Annotated in this window: 17 protein-coding genes; 10 read left to right on the top strand and 7 right to left on the bottom strand. The window is 46.8% G+C overall.

Annotated elements, in window-relative coordinates; genetic code table 11:
• The first annotated feature begins 10 nt into the window (after window positions 1-10).
• From OI18_RS00275 to OI18_RS00235, 9 genes are all read left to right on the top strand, one after another.
• Window positions 11-1,978, top strand: a complete 1,968-nt coding sequence (locus OI18_RS00275; RefSeq protein WP_039136006.1) for a glycoside hydrolase family 127 protein — start codon at window positions 11-13, stop codon at window positions 1,976-1,978.
• Window positions 1,979-2,145: 167 nt separating this feature from the next.
• Window positions 2,146-3,006: an AraC family transcriptional regulator gene (locus OI18_RS00270; RefSeq protein ID WP_039136004.1), complete on the top strand. Its 861-nt coding sequence runs from the start codon at window positions 2,146-2,148 to the stop codon at window positions 3,004-3,006.
• Between the two features lie 78 nt (window positions 3,007-3,084).
• On the top strand, window positions 3,085-3,309 hold the full coding sequence (locus OI18_RS00265) for a putative antibiotic biosynthesis monooxygenase (protein WP_039136002.1): 225 nt from the start codon (window positions 3,085-3,087) through the stop codon (window positions 3,307-3,309).
• A complete protein-coding gene (locus tag OI18_RS00260) occupies window positions 3,299-4,204 on the top strand; it encodes an NAD(P)/FAD-dependent oxidoreductase (protein WP_039136000.1) in 906 nt (301 codons plus the stop codon). The genes OI18_RS00265 and OI18_RS00260 overlap by 11 nt, the downstream gene beginning before the upstream one ends.
• Window positions 4,205-4,248: 44 nt before the next feature.
• The gene (locus OI18_RS23500) at window positions 4,249-5,277 is read left to right on the top strand and encodes a PAS domain-containing sensor histidine kinase (protein ID WP_052272728.1); all 1,029 of its coding nucleotides are present in this window, start codon (window positions 4,249-4,251) and stop codon (window positions 5,275-5,277) included.
• A gap of 52 nt (window positions 5,278-5,329) precedes the next feature.
• Complete coding sequence (locus tag OI18_RS00250) at window positions 5,330-5,656, top strand: hypothetical protein (protein ID WP_039135998.1); 327 nt, start codon at window positions 5,330-5,332, stop codon at window positions 5,654-5,656.
• A 103-nt stretch (window positions 5,657-5,759) separates the two neighbouring features.
• The gene (locus OI18_RS00245; protein ID WP_039135996.1) at window positions 5,760-6,284 is read left to right on the top strand and encodes a DUF2975 domain-containing protein; all 525 of its coding nucleotides are present in this window, start codon (window positions 5,760-5,762) and stop codon (window positions 6,282-6,284) included.
• 3 nt (window positions 6,285-6,287) lie between these two features.
• Window positions 6,288-6,500, top strand: a complete 213-nt coding sequence (locus OI18_RS00240) for a helix-turn-helix domain-containing protein (RefSeq protein WP_039135994.1) — start codon at window positions 6,288-6,290, stop codon at window positions 6,498-6,500.
• 46 nt (window positions 6,501-6,546) lie between these two features.
• Window positions 6,547-7,545, top strand: coding sequence for a zinc-binding dehydrogenase (locus OI18_RS00235; RefSeq protein ID WP_039135992.1), 999 nt, complete (start codon window positions 6,547-6,549; stop codon window positions 7,543-7,545).
• On the opposite strand, the gene OI18_RS00230 is transcribed toward OI18_RS00235, so the two are convergent.
• From OI18_RS00230 to OI18_RS00210, 4 genes are all read right to left on the bottom strand, one after another.
• Window positions 7,520-8,503, bottom strand: coding sequence for a CapA family protein (locus tag OI18_RS00230; RefSeq protein WP_052272727.1), 984 nt, complete (start codon window positions 8,501-8,503; stop codon window positions 7,520-7,522). The two genes, OI18_RS00235 and OI18_RS00230, sit on opposite strands and share 26 nt — an antisense overlap.
• Window positions 8,500-9,303, bottom strand: coding sequence for a M90 family metallopeptidase (locus OI18_RS00225; RefSeq protein WP_039135990.1), 804 nt, complete (start codon window positions 9,301-9,303; stop codon window positions 8,500-8,502). Before OI18_RS00225 ends, OI18_RS00230 begins: the two co-directional genes overlap by 4 nt.
• Window positions 9,304-9,628: 325 nt before the next feature.
• Window positions 9,629-11,611, bottom strand: coding sequence for a M1 family metallopeptidase (locus OI18_RS00215; RefSeq protein ID WP_039135987.1), 1,983 nt, complete (start codon window positions 11,609-11,611; stop codon window positions 9,629-9,631).
• 145 nt (window positions 11,612-11,756) lie between these two features.
• Complete coding sequence (locus tag OI18_RS00210; protein WP_052272726.1) at window positions 11,757-13,289, bottom strand: arylsulfatase; 1,533 nt, start codon at window positions 13,287-13,289, stop codon at window positions 11,757-11,759.
• A 301-nt stretch (window positions 13,290-13,590) separates the two neighbouring features.
• Here OI18_RS00210 and OI18_RS00205 point away from each other — a divergent pair, with 301 nt between their 5' ends.
• The gene (locus tag OI18_RS00205; protein WP_240312686.1) at window positions 13,591-14,922 is read left to right on the top strand and encodes an epoxide hydrolase family protein; all 1,332 of its coding nucleotides are present in this window, start codon (window positions 13,591-13,593) and stop codon (window positions 14,920-14,922) included.
• 59 nt (window positions 14,923-14,981) lie between these two features.
• Here the strand turns inward: OI18_RS00205 and OI18_RS00200 are convergent, their stop codons facing one another.
• The 3 genes from OI18_RS00200 to OI18_RS00190 all read right to left on the bottom strand — a co-directional run bounded on the left by OI18_RS00200 (window position 14,982) and on the right by OI18_RS00190 (window position 17,069).
• Window positions 14,982-15,947, bottom strand: coding sequence for a DUF1259 domain-containing protein (locus OI18_RS00200; protein WP_039135985.1), 966 nt, complete (start codon window positions 15,945-15,947; stop codon window positions 14,982-14,984).
• A 15-nt stretch (window positions 15,948-15,962) separates the two neighbouring features.
• Window positions 15,963-16,415: a chromate resistance protein ChrB domain-containing protein gene (locus OI18_RS00195; protein ID WP_039135984.1), complete on the bottom strand. Its 453-nt coding sequence runs from the start codon at window positions 16,413-16,415 to the stop codon at window positions 15,963-15,965.
• A 315-nt stretch (window positions 16,416-16,730) separates the two neighbouring features.
• Window positions 16,731-17,069, bottom strand: a complete 339-nt coding sequence (locus tag OI18_RS00190) for a hypothetical protein (protein WP_039135983.1) — start codon at window positions 17,067-17,069, stop codon at window positions 16,731-16,733.
• Window positions 17,070-17,099 lie beyond the last annotated feature (30 nt).

Here is a 17,099-nt window from a genome sequence, read left to right as displayed (position 1 = left end):
GATTTGAATTATGAGAATTGTCAGAACTCTTTCACTAGGACTTTTACTGGCTGGTTCTTCAGCGTATTCACAGGAGTCGTTGCAGAAACTCTACCCCGTAAATTTTTCGCAGGTTGCTATCACTGACCCGTTCTGGAAGGGCAGGATGCAGACCGTTGCAACTGCCACACTCGACGCCTGTATTTTGTATACGGAAAACAAGACCGGGCGCATCCGCAATTTTGAGAAAGCTGCCACCCGAAGTGGTAAGCATGAAGGCATCTACTATGATGATTCAGATGTGTACAAAGCAATTGAGGCGATGGCCTACTCGCTAAAGAACAACCCAAACCCGGCTATCGAAAAGAAAGCTGACGAATGGATCAGCAAAATTGCAGCAGCGCAACTCCCGGATGGTTACCTCAATACATTCTATGAGCTGACGGACCTCAACAAGCGTTGGACCGACATGGAAAAGCATGAAGACTATTGCGCCGGTCACCTGATCGAAGCTGCGATTGCTTATCATAACACTACGGGCAAACGCCAGCTTCTCGATGTGGCAACCCGGTTCACAGAACACATCGATTCCACTTTCCGCCGCGCTAACCGTCCATGGGTCAGTGGTCACCAGGAGATCGAGCTGGCGCTCATGCGTCTCTACCACCATACCAGTGAAAGAAAATACCTCGAACTCGCCCAATGGTTCCTTGAGCAAAGGGGCAAAGGCCATGGTAAAGGCGTGATCTGGGATCAGTGGAAAGATCCTGATTATTGCCAGGATCGCCTGCCAGTTAAGGATCAGCGGGAAATCACCGGGCATGCAGTAAGAGCTATGTACATGTATGCAGGGGCTGCTGATGTTGCGGCGGTTACCAATGACGCCGGCTATGTAAAAGCTATGAACAGCATCTGGGAAGATGTAGTGTACCGCAATATGTATATCACAGGCGGCATCGGCGCCCAGGGCACGAACGAAGGTTTCGGCCTCGACTACGACCTTCCGAACGAATCCGCGTATTGCGAAACCTGTGCGTCAGTTGGTATGGTATTCTGGAACCAGCGCATGAACATGTTGTCTGGTGATTCCAAATACATCGATGTCCTGGAGAAAAGCCTCTATAACGGCGCACTCGACGGATTATCACTTTCTGGTGACCGGTTCTTCTATGGCAACCCGCTTGCTTCGCAGGCCACACACAAACGCCGCGAATGGTTCGGTACCGCCTGCTGCCCTTCGAATATCGCCCGCCTGGTTTCATCGCTCGGCAATTATGTTTACAGTCACTCGGCAAATGCAGCCTGGGTAAACCTCTATATCGGCAGTAATGTCAGGATCCCGATGGCTAAGGAAGCACTTGGTTTGTCCATGCAAACCGGTTATCCCTGGAAAGGAACAACTACTATTTCAATTACCGAAGCACCGAAACAGTCGTGCGAACTGCGGCTCCGCCAGCCGGGTTGGATGAAAGAACCCGCCCCCGGCGACCTTTACACTTACAAAGGTGGTACTGAAGGAAAGATTCAGGTACAGTTAAACGGCAAACCGGTCGACATCCGGATGGAGAAAGGTTATGCCGTGATCGCCCGTAAATGGAAGAAAGGCGATGTGGTGGAAATAGCAACGCCGATGGAAGTCCGCATGATCTCCAGCCGCCCCGAACTGAAGCAGAATAACGATCGCGTTGCCATCCAGTATGGCCCAATGGTATATTGTGTAGAAGGCGCTGACAACGGAAAACATGCCTGGAACTTTATCGTTCCCTCCGCGCCCTCGTTTAACGTGAATTACGAACCTGGACTACTGGGTGGCGTTAACACGATTTCCTTTACTGCAAAAGGCGCTGCTGCTTCAGCTGACGGACAGTCACTCACGACTACGCAAGTTCCCGTTAAGGCAATTCCTTATTTCGCCTGGAACAACCGCGGTGCGGATGAAATGCAGGTATGGCTGCCAACTGCCTTTAAGCAACTGAAAGTGAATACAACCCAGCAATAGTATCGTCTTTACCTGTATGAAAACGAAAAGGGTCCCGGCAAACCAGGGACCCCTTTTTCGTTTTTGACCAGATACAAACATAAATAAGACACCAAAGTCAACAAGCTTCCGCCAATCCGCTGCAAATTTTTTAGGCTGTATATTCGGGGTCTTACATTAACCTGCCGATGGATAGAATTCCCGTAAGACGTATCTCCCCAGCCCTTAAGGAACCGGCTTTTACCGGTGGCTTTAACATCCGGGATCTGGGCATTTTGTTACATGAACAGGACCTGGTGCAGGAGCTTCACCGGCATGATTTCTATTATGTGCTGGCGCTTGCTAATGGGAAGGGAAAACATGAAATAGATTTTACTGCGTACCCGGTGGGCAACTGCTCAGTTTATTTTCTGCGACCTGGTCAGGTTCACCACCTTACATTGAAGAAGGGAAGCAAAGGCATTATGATGGGGTTCGATAATACCTTCTATTCCCCGCAGGGAAAATCGGCCATCCAGGGGTTAAGGAAAGTGAGTTCTAAAAATTATTGTAAGAGTGGTGTGCACAGTTTCAACAAACTATATGCGGCCTTAACCAGTATCCTCGAAGAGTTCAATGCCAAGCAGGAAAGATATTATGAATCCATCCGTGCCTATATGGAGATCTTTTTCATTGAACTCGCGAGGCAAAGCCGGCAACCTGGCAGTCCTTTGAATGGTAATAATTCCTATACACAGGAACGGCTTGAAGAATTGCTCGAATTACTCGACACCCATTTGAAGGCGGAGAAACAGGTGGCGCAGTACGCCGGCAGGATGCACCTTACTCCCTACCAGCTCAACGCCATCACTAAATCCACTCTTGGTAAAACTTGCTCTGATCTTATCAATGAACGAATCATCCTGGAAGCGAAGCGACTGCTTCTTGCAACTTCTGAACAGGTGAACCAGGTAGCAGATCACCTCGGTTATGAAGATGTGTCTTACTTCATCAGGTTCTTTAAAAAGCATACTGGCTTCACACCTGAGACATTTAGAAATTCTGTATAAGTGCTGTCCGACTCCGTGTTTGTCCTATCACCCCGCCTCATGCACCATCTACTTTTGTGTTCATTAAAAAACATTGTCATGAAAACAAAAGCAAGATTACTGGCATCCTTAAAGATCTGGATTGTGATCTATCCTTCCATTACCCTGTTCCTGTTCTTTTTCGGGAAACAATTATCTCTTTTGCCATTGTATGCAAGAACATTTATCTTAACGATATCCCTCGTACCATGGATCGTATTTATTGGTGTCCCCTTTGTTGATTTTATTCTCAAAACTTTTTCATCTGAATCCAATGGCAAATAAACAGTATGATGTGATCATCGTAGGCGGAAGTTACTCCGGGCTGTCAGCCGCCATGGCCCTGGGCCGGGCATTGAGACAGGTATTGATCATTGACAGCAAAGAACCCTGCAACAGTCAAACGCCGCATTCACATAACTTTCTTACGCAGGATGGCAGCACTCCGAAAGTTATTGCAACAGTTGCCCGGCAACAGGTTGAACAATACAATACAATTGAATTCTTCAACGGCATTGCTTCCCGTGCAACAAAAACGGACAAAGGGTTTGAAATCAGGGTGTCTACGGGTGAAACTTTTGCCGCACGGAAGTTGATTTTTGCTTCAGGGATTAAAGACAGGTTTCCACCCATCGAAGGAATCGCTGAATGTTGGGGAATCTCCGTACTTCACTGTCCATATTGTCATGGGTATGAAGTAAGAAATGAAGTAACGGGCATCCTTGCCAACGGTGAAATAGCTTTTGAGTTCGCAAGACTTCTTTCAAACTGGACAAATGAACTGACCCTGTTCACCAATGGCGATTCGGAATTGACCACGGAACAAACGGCAAAATTAAACAGTCACGGTATAAGGATAAACGAAAATGAAATTGATAAGCTGGAGCATGAAATGGGCGTGATCCGGAACATTGTATTCAAGGATGGTGCTAAATCCCCGACAAAAGTTCTTTATGCCCGGCTACCTTTTGATCAGAACTGTGCAATACCCGAAATACTCGGATGTGAGCTGACTGAAGACGGATATATACAAACCGGCTCATTCCAGGAAACAACTGTCGCAGGAATCTTAGCGTGCGGTGACAATGCCTCCCGGTTACGGACACTGTCAAACGCAGTTGCTACAGGCACCACAGCCGCTATGATGGCAAACAGGATGCTACTCGAGGAGGACTTCTAGACTTCGCGGCCCTCAATTTGCATAGTAAGGTTTATTTTTAGCCCATGTTCGAGGCTCCTGATATGCAATATGAATTGACGCCATTCTTTGAAATGACCCCCGACCTGGTCTGTATTGCCAGTCGCGACGGTTACTTTCGGAAGGTCAACCAGTCAGTTTACAAATGCCTCGGGTATAATAAGGCAGAACTTTTTTCAAGGCCGATTGCTTCGTTTATCCATCCTGAAGACAAGGAACTTACACATCGCGAACGGGTAAAACTCATTAATGGAACGCCACTGATTAATTTCCAGAACCGGTACATTACCAAACCCGGTAGTGTAGTGTGGCTCCATTGGACATCCATTTATATTGCTGACCAGGAAGTTGTTTTCGCCATTGCAAAAGACATTACAGAAAGGAAATTGATTGAGCGCCAGGTTCAGGACAAGTACCGGGAACTAAGGGAACTCACTGCGCATTTTAAACAGTCCATCGAAAGGGATCGCAAGCTGATCGCCACCGAACTGCATGAACAGATTGCGCAGCTTGCAACCGTTATCAAAATGGATATGGACTGGCTGATGAACAACATCCCGGAAGCTGGCGGACAGGTGAAGAACAGGATGGAACATGCAATGGCAGTTACCGATCTCATGATCCGCACTATTGGAAAGGTTTCCTTTTCCATCAGTCCGAATATGGTTGAAGATACCGGCCTGCATTCGGCATTGAACGCCTTGTGCTGGGAGTTTTCCATGCACCACAATATTCCCTGTTACTTCGAAGGCGACTTCGAAGATTCCCGCTTTACCCATGAAATGAAACTTGATTTCTTCCGCATCTGCCAGGAAGCCCTCCGGCATGTCACAGGCAACGCAAGCCAGGTGCAGATAACCCTGACCACGGCAGAAGAATCAGATTGCCTGACCATCGCCATCTCAGGAGAGAAAATCAACGGCGAAGAATTATTTTCCCACGCCGCCCTGAAAGATATCAATAGTCGTGCGGCAACCTTCAATGGTAGCCTCTCGTTGTTACCGCTGGAGGACGGCGGCAGCGCTATTACTTTACTCGTGGCGAAAACAGGTTGATCCCTAACCTTCGTCGGGCCCCCGATTTGCATAATGTGGGGAAAAGCGAATTATGGATACTTCCAACACACCAATGACCACTATTACTGAAGTCCTGGAACACCTGCGCAAGCGAAACCAGGATATTGAGTTTCAATACGAGAACGGTGCATTCCACGCTGGCAAAGGAAAAGATTACCAGCCCGAAGACCTGAAGATCATCAGGACCTACCGCTTCGAGGGAGATTCAAATCCCGCCGATATGTCTATCATTTACCTGATAGAAGCAAATGACGGCCTTATCGGGTACAGCATCGATGTATATGGAGCAGACTCCGACCAGGCGGAAGGCTATGATGATTTCATCCGGCGGATCGAGGTCGTAAGAGAAGGGGACTAATGCGGGTTTCCGGGTATTTTAATGAAATTCGTAATATAATTATTGAATATCGATAAATATTTACCGATATTTGTGTTGTTCTTAAACACATAAATATTGGTTTATGAAAACAAAGACAGAACAGATCCTCGCAGTAATGAATGTCCTGGCATGGATAACATTCATTGGTTTAATGGTCAAGGCCGGTGCGATCCTGGTTTCCTACGGCATCAGCACATTTAACCTGTTTCCGCCAAAAAACCTGTACAAGGGTCTGGACCTTTCTCAACTGAAAGAGTTTAGTTTCTTTCATTACACAGTTTCCGTAAGCTTTATGGTCGCCATACTTATTCTTGAGGCTTACGTCGCTTTCCTGGTGACAAGCGCCCTTTCAAAAATAAAAATGGCGAATCCCTTTACGATAGAAGTTTCACACATTTTGGAACGAATCAGTTACTTCATCCTGGGCATTTGGATCGTTGCCATGTTGTCCAATGTGCATACCGACTGGTTGTCAAAAAGGGTTGATGGACTCCAGTTGAACACGATCCCGGGTGAATTTATTTTCCTGGCAGGAGTAGTCTTTGTGTTCTCGCAGATCTTCAAGAAGGGTGTGGAAATTCAATCCGAAAACGAATTAACCGTATAACCTATGCCCATCGTTGTAAACCTCGACGTCATGATGGCCAGGCGGAAAATGTCTTTGAACGAGCTGTCAGAAAAAGTTGACCTCACCCTGGCCAATCTTTCGATCCTGAAGACGGGCAAAGCGAAAGCCATCCGATTCAGTACACTCGAAGCCATCTGTAAAGTGCTGGAATGCCAACCTGGAGACATATTAGAATTTGTAGGGAATAAACAATAGGCACAATTTGCTGTTATCTTCTCCTTTACCGGAAAATTTATTAGCAATGAAAGCAGTGCAGTTTCTTTCAAAGGATTTGCCTTTGGAAGTTAAGGAAGTTCCCACGCCGGTACCCGCGGACGGAGAAGTGTTGATAAGGTTAGCTTTTGCCGCATTCAATCATCTTGATCTCTGGATCTGGCAGGAAAAAGTGCTGGAGAAACCCGTGATCTCGGGTGCTGATGGTAGCGGCGTAGTGGAATCGGTCGGTAGAGGCGTGGATAAATCACTTGTCGGGAAGGAAGTGATCATTAACCCGGGTTTATATTGGGGTGACGATGAGCGGTTCACCGGAAAGAATTTCCAGATCCTGGGCAACCCGACAAACGGAACATTTGCAGAATACATCACGATTCCACGGGAATATGTACACGAAAAACCCGCTCACCTGAATCTGGAAGAAGCTGCAGCATTACCACTGGCAGCACTGACCGCTTACCGGGCGCTTTTTTCCAGGGCAGACCTGCAACCGTCTGACAAAGTTCTTATCACCGGTATCGGTGGCGGCGCTGCACTTTACCTGTTGCAGATCGCTAATGCCGCCGGAGCTTCGGTTTATGTTACATCATCCTCTGAAGAGAAGATCCGGCGGGCAATAGCCATGGGAGCCAAAGGGGGGTATAATTACAGGGACGCAGCATGGGTGACTAAAGCAAAGGATGAGATTGGTGGCTTCGATGTGATCATTGACAGTGCAGGTGGCGATGGCTTCGCGGTATTGGCAGATGTTGCCAACCCTGGTGCCAGGATTGTTAATTTCGGTAGAACAGCCGGGAATATCAATGGATTGAAACCCTGGCTGGTGTATAATAAGCAGCTGCAGATCCTGGGAACAATGATGGGCACACCTGCGGAATTCAAGGCCATGCTGGAATTCTACAGCAAACACAAATTGGGCCCCACGATTGATAAGACCTTCCAGTTGAATGAGGTTAACGCAGCACGCGATTATATGAATTCCGGTGAACATTTTGGTAAGATCATGCTGCAGGTGGGCGACAAATAATCCCTTCCCGGCTATGTTCGCTTATGATCGTTCCAAACGGCTGACAAATTTCCCTGATACGTTTTAACAGCCAGTCATATTCATTTCCGGAAGCCATGTTCACCTGCATGTTTGAAATAACAACCGGCACTAGTTTAAGCTGGTAAATGACATGCCTGCCAGCTTCGCATAGGAAGAGGAATGAACGGTCATTCCGGTAGACCAGGTCTACCCGGTAGTCATCGATAAAATCGCCGGTGTCATACATGATCAGTTTTCCCTTATACCATTCAATTCCCTGGAAGATGTGGGCACTGTGACCGTGAATGATATCGGCGCCATTATCGATGATGGCATGGGCAAAATCAATAAAGTCCTGCGTTGGCGCTTCACGCATATTCGGTCCCCAGTGCAAGCTCACTATAACCAGGTCACATTGTGATTTTATTTTCCTGATGGCTGTTGTTATTGGTTCAATATTACCAACCACCACGTAATTCGTACCAGGGTTGTTGTTGCCCGCCCGCCAGCCGGGTTCATTGTCAGTAAATCCAAGTAACGCCACGCGTATATTCTTCCTGGTGAGTAGGACAGCCTGCGAGGCCTCTATAGCATTTTGTCCTGCACCGGCATGACTGATGCCGGCGGCTTTTAGCAAAAGCATGGTGTCCAATAACCCGGGAATTCCATAGTCCAGCACATGATTGTTGGCAAGACTAACCGCATCGATTCCCGCGGCAGTCAGAACACCAATATTGGCAGGGTCCATTTTGAAGTTGAATGTTTTGGCGGCCTTCTTGTTGTGATTGGTGATGGCGCATTCGAGATTGATAATATTCAGGTCGGTACTTCTGAGCACCGGTATCAAATTGCCCCAGGGGTATCTGTGATCGCTGTTCGTAATTTGCCCGTTTACATTGCGACCCAACATCACGTCGCCGGCAAACCCGATGAGCAGGCTGTCTGTTGATGCGGTCATATTTTATCCTGCCTTGCTTCTTCCGCAGGCTGTTGATTGAATACTTCCGTGAGAAGCTGGTATAGCTCAGGATGTTTTAGTTCCAGCAGGTCCGGTCGTTCAAAGAAATATTCCGATACCACGGCGAAGAACTCTGCTTCATTGGTAGCGCCATATGGATCAATATCAGACCTGTTGTCCAGGATCTTCCTGATTTCCTTATGAATGAGTTGCACCCATGGCTTCACATATTGGCGGTCCACGAAAAATTCCGGAATGCCATCGACACTTCCGTCTGATTTATCGATCAGGTGCACGAATTCATGGATAGCGGTATTTTCCTTGCTGGTTCTGTTCAGGAATGCCTGCCGGAGTTCATGTTGCGACAAAACCATAATGCGTTGTAATGGACCTTCACCGACAACACCCAATGTATTCCTGCCGTCGCCCGTCTGTCCGAAGTCGTGGCTGAACGATTCGGGATAAAGCAATACCTCAGCCAGGTTGTTGTATTCCCAATCCTTAAATCCATAGATCGGGATGATTGCACTGGCCGCGATATATACTTTGTCGACGTCTTGAACAGTCGCATTTACGCCGGTGATTCTTGTTCGGCTTAGAAAGCGCCACATCTTTTCTTCAAACAACGTCTTTCCCGTTGCGTCGAGTCTTGCATAAAACGGTACATCCTTCAGCAGGATTTCGCGGTAAGATTCAGGGAATGTTCCTGGAGGTGCAACATACTTTTGCCTGCGGGAAAGCAGCAGGTATACCAGTATCGGTCCGCCGATTACAAATGCAATTGCCAGGTAAATACTCATTCTTTTTCAGTTAAGCGCGCATTCTTCCGCGCTGATTTGGGCTCGTTCTGCGATGCGCAGTGCATCCCCCCACCCATCCAGTTGAGTGTCATAGCGTCAATTGATTTAATAACTCTGCCGGGAGACATATAGAAACCTTGCTGTGACCTGGCACTAAATCCCAGGCCGCAGAACATAATAACTGTAGCCATTATTATGTCGCGAAAAGAGTTTCGCCTGAACACGGTAAGAACGATTTCTTTTAAGATACGATTTTGCTGTGTCTTATTAAAAAAGCCTTGTACCGAAGTACAAGGCTAGTCTGGAAATCAATCAGACAAAAAGTTTAAAACCCAAGCTTTTCGCCAGTCCACACGTTATTCTTCGAATTCACATCCGGAAGTGTGTTATCCGGATCCAATGTTATAGAAGTGATTTTATCGGTCGAAGCAAAATGGAATTTCCAGACATTTCCATGTTGCCAGATTTCAACCGGCAGTTTAACGCGATTTGTTTTTCCATTGGCTTCTTTTATTTCAAGAACAACCGGCATAGGCAGCTTTTCCATATTTGCGATGGTGATGATTGATCCTTTCGAGGAATCATTCTGCACATAAGCGACACCCTGGATTTCCTGGTCGATCTTCCAGTTATTCATGAACCATCCGCGCCAGAACCAATCAAGTGATTCACCTGCATAGTTTTCAATGCAATGAAAGAAATCGTATGGAGTAGGATGCTTGAACGCCCATTTGTGAACATAATATCGCAATGCACTGTCTAGCCGCTCAGGGCCCAATATATTTTCACGCAGAAGGGCCAGGCCATAACCAGGTTTTCCGTAAGCAACATTACCGAGATTCGCCCCCGCAGTTACATCCGGCACTGTTAATATGCTTTCTGAGGTGGGACCGAAGAATGGTCGCACATAGTTTCTCGCATTTGTTGCTGTCTTGCGGGCATATTCACCGTTATTGAAGTCTCTGTCCGCCAGTTCGTTGATAAATGTGTTGAAGCCTTCGTCCATCCAGGGGAAGCGACGTTCGTCGGAGCCTACTACCATCGGGAACCAGTGGTGACCGAATTCATGCGAAGTAACGCCCCATAATCCATCGCGTTTTGCACGCGCGCCGCAGAACACAATCCCCGGATATTCCATTCCACCTACAATTCCGGCAACATTTACAGCCACGGGATAATGATACGGATAGAGGTAACGTGAATAGAATTCAACCGCACCCTTTACATATTCTGTTGAACGGCTCCAGGCAGTATCGCCTGCTGATTCTGCAGGATATGCTGACATGGCCAACGCTTTTTTACCACCCGGAAGATTGATTCTTGCGGCATCCCATACGAATGCAGTGGAAGATGCCCAGGCCACGTCGCGCGTCTGTACGCATTTGAACTTCCAGGTCAGTGTTTTCTTTCCGCCTGGCCGTGAAGATGGCTCTGTCACTTCTGCAACCGAACGCAGCATCACTGTTTTATCGCTAGACTTTGCGGCAGCCCAGCGCTTTTGTTGCTCTGCAGTCAATACTTCCTGCGGATTCAGTAATTCGCCTGAGCCAACCACAATATGATTGGAAGGCGCGGTGATATTGTATGTGATATCACCATATTCCAGGTAGAACTCACCCTGGCCCAGGTATGGCAGGGTATTCCATCCATTGATGTTATCATACACGCACATGCGCGGGAACCACTGGGCGATTTCATACACCCAACCGTTTTTGGTATTCAACCGGCCCAGCCGGTCAGTGCCATATTCAGGAACGACAAACTTGTACTCAACCCGGAAACTGGTCTTGCCTCCTTTGGCACGAATGGTTGAAGGCAGTTTGATCTGCATCCGCGTATCATACACTTCGAATTTGACGGGCGTTTGCTTCCCGTTTTGTATTAAGGAAACTGAACTGATCGTATAACCTCCGTTAAATGCGTTACGGTTCGCCCAACGACCGCCTGAAATGGCAGTAGTGGCAACGCCCCGCGATTGTTGGTTATAGATATTCTGGTCGAGCTGCAGCCAGACAAACGAGAGCGCCTGCGGGCTGTTGTTAGTATAGTTTATCGTCACATTTCCTGTTACTGAATGCTCAGTATCATCGAGCGATGCATTAATGACATAGTCGGCTCGGTTCTGCCAATAGTTTGGACCAGGTGTGCCGTCGGCTGCCCGGATATCGTCTCCCTGTGAAGGATAAAACAACGGTGCGAACGCGTCATGCTGGTCGTAAACAGATTTTTTAGTTGTGTCCGTTTGTGCAAAGCTGCTTGCTGAAACCAGTAACATAGCCAGGGGAAAGCCAAGTTTGGTGAATCTCATGTCTGTGCTTTTTGTAAGTATGAAGTTTTAAAAATAACAATTTCACCGCATTGAACCTGTTCCTCTTTAATGAATAAACCACGGTGCACACAATGATGCTCCGTGGTTTTTAGTACGATATCCATATGATCATGATGTGTTCCTTTCAGACACCGCCTGTCGCAAAGGATTCGACTTCTTTCAATCGTTTCATGGCTTCCTGCTGTTTCAGCATTGCATAGTTAATTCCTCCCGCATTGAGAGTTGATCCCTCCTGGTAAGGATAATTCCCGAAGTCCTTGAAGAATTCTTTGATCTGTGCCTGTACTGGAACCAATAGCCACATGTTCCGGGCAAGGAAATCAATCGCACCGCCACCTTCTTCCATTCCCCGTTCATATGGATCCATACGCAGGTTGGCGATCAATGCCCAGGCAGATACAGACCGGACGCCGGTAGCAATATTCCCATGCTGGGTAGCGAAGCTAACCTTCCAGTCGAGATAGCGAACGGCATTAAGATTACCACCCTGGTCAAAATAGTAAATCGCCTTACGCGGCCCTTCCTTTTCTTCGCCCTGGAAAAAGGGCAGGAAATTATATCCATCAAGGTGAACCTGGAATTTTTTGCCACTGAATGTAGTTCCTTTGGCAAGTTTTTCCTTGATATCCGAAACACCTGCTGCAGCCAGGAAAGTAGGGAACCAATCCATTAGTGAGATAATCTCGTTGTAAACAGTGCCCGGCTTGATTACCCCAGGCCAGCGAACCATCATCGGAATGCGGAAGCCGCCTTCCCAAGTTGAACCTTTTTCACCATGAAACATTGTCATCGCACCATCCGGCCAAAGAGCGATCTCTGCTCCATTGTCAGTTGTGTACAAAACGATAGTATTGTCTGCAATGCCGAGTTTATCGAGCTGATCAAGCAATTGCCCGATATGACCATCATGCTCTACCATACCATCGGCATGTGTTCCCTTACCTGTTTTGCCCCGGGATTCGGGTTTTAAATGAGTGAAGACATGCATGCGGGTGGTATTGAACCATACAAAGAATGGTTTATCACCCTTGGAGGCACTATCAATGAATTTTTTTGTAGCATCGAGAAATTCTTCGTCGATGGTTTCCATTCGTTTTGTGTTGAGCGGACCTGTATCTTCAGTTTTCTGTCCGCCTTTTCCATCTGCCCAGGAGTGAATGACACCTCTTGGTCCGAATTTCTTTTTGAAGTCAGGATCTTTCGGGTAGAAATAACCCTCCGGCTCTTCTTCCGCATTGAGATGATAAAGATTACCGAAGAATTCATCAAAACCATGCATAGTTGGCAGGTGATAGTCGCGGTCGCCCAGGTGATTTTTCCCGAACTGGCCTGTGGTATAACCCTGCTCTTTCAGCGCATCGGCGATCGTAGGCATCCAGTCAGTGATACCATGTGGATCACCAGGCATACCAATTGTTAACAAGCCGGTCCGGAACGGTTCCTGGCCCAGAATAAAAGATGCACGTCCCGCAGTGCAACTCTGTTGGCCATAGGAATCTGTAAACATTGCACCCTCGTTAGCAATACGGTCAATGTTTGGCGTCTGATAACCCATCAACCCCCTGGTATATGCACTTACCTGGGGAACTCCAATGTCATCCCCAAAAATGACTAAGATGTTGGGTTGCTTTTGTTTACCATTTTTCTTTGTTGCCATTTGTATTGATTTAATAGTTCTGAAATTCTTCACTCATGAGTACCGGTACGTGGGTATTCATTAGTAACAATGACACTTCTCACGTTGACTATTCGCCAAATACAAATGAGAAAATTGAGGTCGGGCACGCATTAAACAGTAAATAGAAGACAAAACTTTAGCCAGGCAATAAGTTCTTCGGCTTCGAATTGCCTGCTTCACGGGTTACATCGTACGCCTGGCTTAGTTGAAGCTTGACTTCCCTTCCGCTCAGGACTAGTTTTGACATGCAATAAAATTCTACACATAAATGATTGAAGCAATGAAAAAGAAAAGAATGTTAATGGCTTTTGTAATGGCGCTGGCAGGACTGGCAGCGTTTATCCTGCCAGGTGTGGTCCAGGCCCAACAGGTTTCCCTCGCCCTGCAGGCCTCAATTGGTTTTGCACTGGCAGACTCTACGGATCATGTAAGTCCGCCCGAAAACATCCGACCCTTCAAGGTAAAATTCAGCGATGGTGAACTGGACAATCTTCGCCAGCGCATACTGGCAACAAGATGGCCGAAAAGTGAAACTGTTGCTGATGCATCGCAGGGTGTGCAACTGGCTACCATCCAGAAGCTGGCAAAGTATTGGGCTAAAGAATACAATTGGCGCAAGGCAGAAGATAAGTTGAATTCGTATCCGAATTTCATCACCAGCATTGATGGTCTCGACATTCACTTTATCCACGTACGCTCAAAACATCCGAATGCACTGCCCCTGATTGTTACACATGGCTGGCCTGGCTCTGTTGTCGAACTATTGAAAATCATTGATCCGCTGACCAATCCCACCGCCTATGGTGGAAAACCGGAAGATGCCTTTCATCTCGTGATTCCTTCGCTTCCCGGTTATGGATTCTCAGGACAACCCACCGAAGGTGGTTGGGAGCCTGAAAGGATTGCAAAAGCCTGGATCACCTTAATGAACCGCCTTGGCTATAAACGCTATGTGGCGCAGGGTGGTGACTGGGGAGATGCGGTCACAGAGAAAATGGGTGTATTAGCTCCGCCGGAATTGCAGGCAATTCATACCAACCTGCCATCCGTTGTTCCCGATGAGATCCTGGGAGCATTATTTACGCACCAACCGGCACCAGCTTCACTGTCAGCTGATGAAAAGAAAGCATGGGACCAGATCGATTTCTTCTTCAAAAAAGGTCTTTCTTATGCACAGCAGATGGCAAGTCGCCCGCAAACAATGTACGGCATCGAAGATTCGCCAATCGGACTAGCATCCTGGATCCTGGATCATGATGCGCGCAGCTATGAACTCATTGCCCGCACTTTTGATGATAAGAAGGAAGGGCTCACAAAAGACGATATACTTGATAACATCACCCTGTATTGGCTGACGAAAACTGCAGTTTCATCTGCCCGCCTGTACTGGGAAAACAAAGTCGTCTTTTTTAAACCGATGGGAGTTAAGATCCCGGTGGCAGTAAGTGCTTTCCCCGATGAATTGTTCCAGGCACCCAGAAGTTGGACTGAAAAAGCATATCCCAAACTGATCCATTACAACAGGCTCGACAAGGGAGGTCACTTTGCGGCATGGGAACAGCCCGAACTCTTTACAAAAGAAATACGCGCCGCTTTCAAATCTGTCCGTTGAAGCTCCGATTAGGCCGGAAACAAAGAACCCACGTTTTCGTGGGTTTCTTGTTTTGTTCTTTATCCATGTGACTTACCATTTTTCCCCGTCTCATTGAGGGCGGCTCGCAGTCCTCTCGCAAGCTGTCCGGCATTTCCCACGCCCCAATAATGCAGGAAGAATACTTTCGGGTCTTCATGTACCATATGGTTATGTACAGCTACCACCTCGATATCATTTTCGACCAGAGCTTTGATAACTGGAGCAACTTCATTTTCCAGCATTGTGAAATCACCGCAAACTGCCGCATGATCCGGTGTCCCCTGCCATGCTGCCCAGGTATTAAATCCCATAAAGCTGCTCACCGGTATTCCATGTTCAGCAAGTTGAACATCGGGTCTTCCAATTGTATATTTATAAACGCCTTTTGCCAGCTCACCTTTATAACCGATTATTGAATCGAGTGATGCGAGATCGAGTGTATTTGCAACGCTGTCTGCTTTTGCTGACTTTGGATCTGTGCCTCTCGCTTCCCTGACTTTATCAAAAATTGCTTTCACTCCTGTGGCAAGTGATTTCAGATCTGCTGAACGATCTATATGCATGTACATAACATTTGGGCGATTGCGCACAAAATGATTATGTATAGCGGTGATGGCAAAACCCTGCCTGATCACTTCTTTCTGGACAGCTTTAAGATCTGTTTCTGTTAATATGATGTCCCCCATCACCATTGCGCTATCTCCACAGGGAGTGAATGCCGTCCAACTTCCTAAGCCCATCGGCGGAATTATCTTAAATCCGTCGACGATAATCTGTAGATCATTTTGAGGGATAGTGATTTTATATTCACCATTCTTTTCTGCTCCTTTCATGCCGGTTATTTGTTCGATTGCTGCAATGTCAAGTTTGCTGCTGCCAGGTGGGCACGCAATTGCTTCATTTTTCCTGCTTGTTGCATCGCTTGTGTTATTCCGGTTGGCAGTGCCGTTATTACAACTTGCGAGAATGGATAATGCGAGTCCCGGAATGAAAATGTATTTCATGGTAAACGATTTCAATTATAATTTGCTTTCCCAGGTGTGAACTTCATTCTGGGCATATTTTGCCCAACTGTATAATGCGTCATAAAGTTTCATCCCCATTTCTAATTGTTCCAGATCGTCGTTGAAATTTACCGACAGACCCGCAGAAATTGCCCACAGCCCCGCAGACTGCGGCGCCAGGTCAAAGCGATGCGTGTCTGCTCCCCTCACGATCTTTGCAATTTCAAGTACTGCCTTATCAGTTACCTGGTGTTTTTTAACTACATAGTCGAATGTACATTCTTCACCATAATGGGAATATTCGGCTCCTGGAATGTCGTATGGAATGGCGCCAAGCCTCCTGGCTTCTTCAAATACCTGTTCTTTCGGGACAAAAATGAATTCTGCCTCGCTGTCTACAAAGTGTTTAATCAACCAGGGACAGGCAATCCTGTCAATCTTTGGTCTTTCCCGCGTTATCCATTTCATTTCTTTTCTTTTTAAGGAGTCAGACGGTGTTTGGCTTCAGGCACAATTTAAGAAGCTGGTAAAACGCAGAATAGAATGAATCTTACCGTCTGGTTTAAAATTTACCGGAATTGCAAAGCTATTTTCTCAAGGATACTCAGGAATTCCCGGCTTTCCGGGGGCGCCCTTGGGAGTTAATTTTTCCCCTGGTGCCACAGGGAGAAGATCAATAATGGCAGCGAAATAAGCAATGCCCAGAAATATTTTTCATTCTTTTCGTAGGCAAATTCCAGAAAAATAGTGTTGAGAAGAATCAGAACGGCTATCAGCGTTTTGCTAGCAGAAGCCTGCTGTTGATTTCGTAACATGATTTCGATTCTTTAATTGCGTAATGATCGTTTGCTCGACCTTTCTCATCAATGTCTTCCAGCTCTTGCCTGAATCCGAAACAAGAATATCCGGGCCGGGAATGTCAAGGTGAATTTTAATCGTCCGTGGAAATGCTTTTCGCTTTGAGGATTGCTGCACATGGAAACCGGCCCATTTGATCTTTGTGAAATAGCGCTGAAAATTTTCCAGCATCTCAAAGATCCGATTCTGCAATTTCTTATTGATAGTCATATCAACTGCCTGAATGTCGATGACAACTCCATTTGGTATTTTCCTGTTTTTCATTCTAATAAGCTTTAGGTAAAGCTATGACCA

It is taken from the genome of Flavihumibacter solisilvae, assembly GCF_000814475.1.
Lineage (GTDB): Bacteria > Bacteroidota > Bacteroidia > Chitinophagales > Chitinophagaceae > Flavihumibacter > Flavihumibacter solisilvae.
The sequence above is the reverse complement of the archived record's forward strand: the minus strand, read 5'-3'. Positions and strand labels throughout refer to the sequence as shown.

Bases quoted from the DNA above. Each gene is read 5' to 3' on its own strand.
- OI18_RS00210 (WP_052272726.1), bottom strand. From the start codon at position 13,289: ATGGCAACAAAGAAAAATGGTAAACAAAAGCAACCCAACATCTTAGTC.
- OI18_RS00265 (WP_039136002.1), top strand. From the start codon at position 3,085: ATGAAAACAAAAGCAAGATTACTGGCATCCTTAAAGATCTGGATTGTG.
- OI18_RS00275 (WP_039136006.1), top strand. From the start codon at position 11: ATGAGAATTGTCAGAACTCTTTCACTAGGACTTTTACTGGCTGGTTCT.
- OI18_RS00195 (WP_039135984.1), bottom strand. From the start codon at position 16,415: ATGAAATGGATAACGCGGGAAAGACCAAAGATTGACAGGATTGCCTGT.
- OI18_RS23500 (WP_052272728.1), top strand. From the start codon at position 4,249: ATGTTCGAGGCTCCTGATATGCAATATGAATTGACGCCATTCTTTGAA.
- OI18_RS00200 (WP_039135985.1), bottom strand. From the start codon at position 15,947: ATGAAATACATTTTCATTCCGGGACTCGCATTATCCATTCTCGCAAGT.
- OI18_RS00215 (WP_039135987.1), bottom strand. From the start codon at position 11,611: ATGAGATTCACCAAACTTGGCTTTCCCCTGGCTATGTTACTGGTTTCA.
- OI18_RS00230 (WP_052272727.1), bottom strand. From the start codon at position 8,503: ATGACCGCATCAACAGACAGCCTGCTCATCGGGTTTGCCGGCGACGTG.
- OI18_RS00245 (WP_039135996.1), top strand. From the start codon at position 5,760: ATGAAAACAAAGACAGAACAGATCCTCGCAGTAATGAATGTCCTGGCA.
- OI18_RS00270 (WP_039136004.1), top strand. From the start codon at position 2,146: ATGGATAGAATTCCCGTAAGACGTATCTCCCCAGCCCTTAAGGAACCG.
- OI18_RS00235 (WP_039135992.1), top strand. From the start codon at position 6,547: ATGAAAGCAGTGCAGTTTCTTTCAAAGGATTTGCCTTTGGAAGTTAAG.
- OI18_RS00250 (WP_039135998.1), top strand. From the start codon at position 5,330: ATGGATACTTCCAACACACCAATGACCACTATTACTGAAGTCCTGGAA.
- OI18_RS00240 (WP_039135994.1), top strand. From the start codon at position 6,288: ATGCCCATCGTTGTAAACCTCGACGTCATGATGGCCAGGCGGAAAATG.
- OI18_RS00260 (WP_039136000.1), top strand. From the start codon at position 3,299: ATGGCAAATAAACAGTATGATGTGATCATCGTAGGCGGAAGTTACTCC.
- OI18_RS00225 (WP_039135990.1), bottom strand. From the start codon at position 9,303: ATGAGTATTTACCTGGCAATTGCATTTGTAATCGGCGGACCGATACTG.
- OI18_RS00190 (WP_039135983.1), bottom strand. From the start codon at position 17,069: ATGAAAAACAGGAAAATACCAAATGGAGTTGTCATCGACATTCAGGCA.
- OI18_RS00205 (WP_240312686.1), top strand. From the start codon at position 13,591: ATGAAAAAGAAAAGAATGTTAATGGCTTTTGTAATGGCGCTGGCAGGA.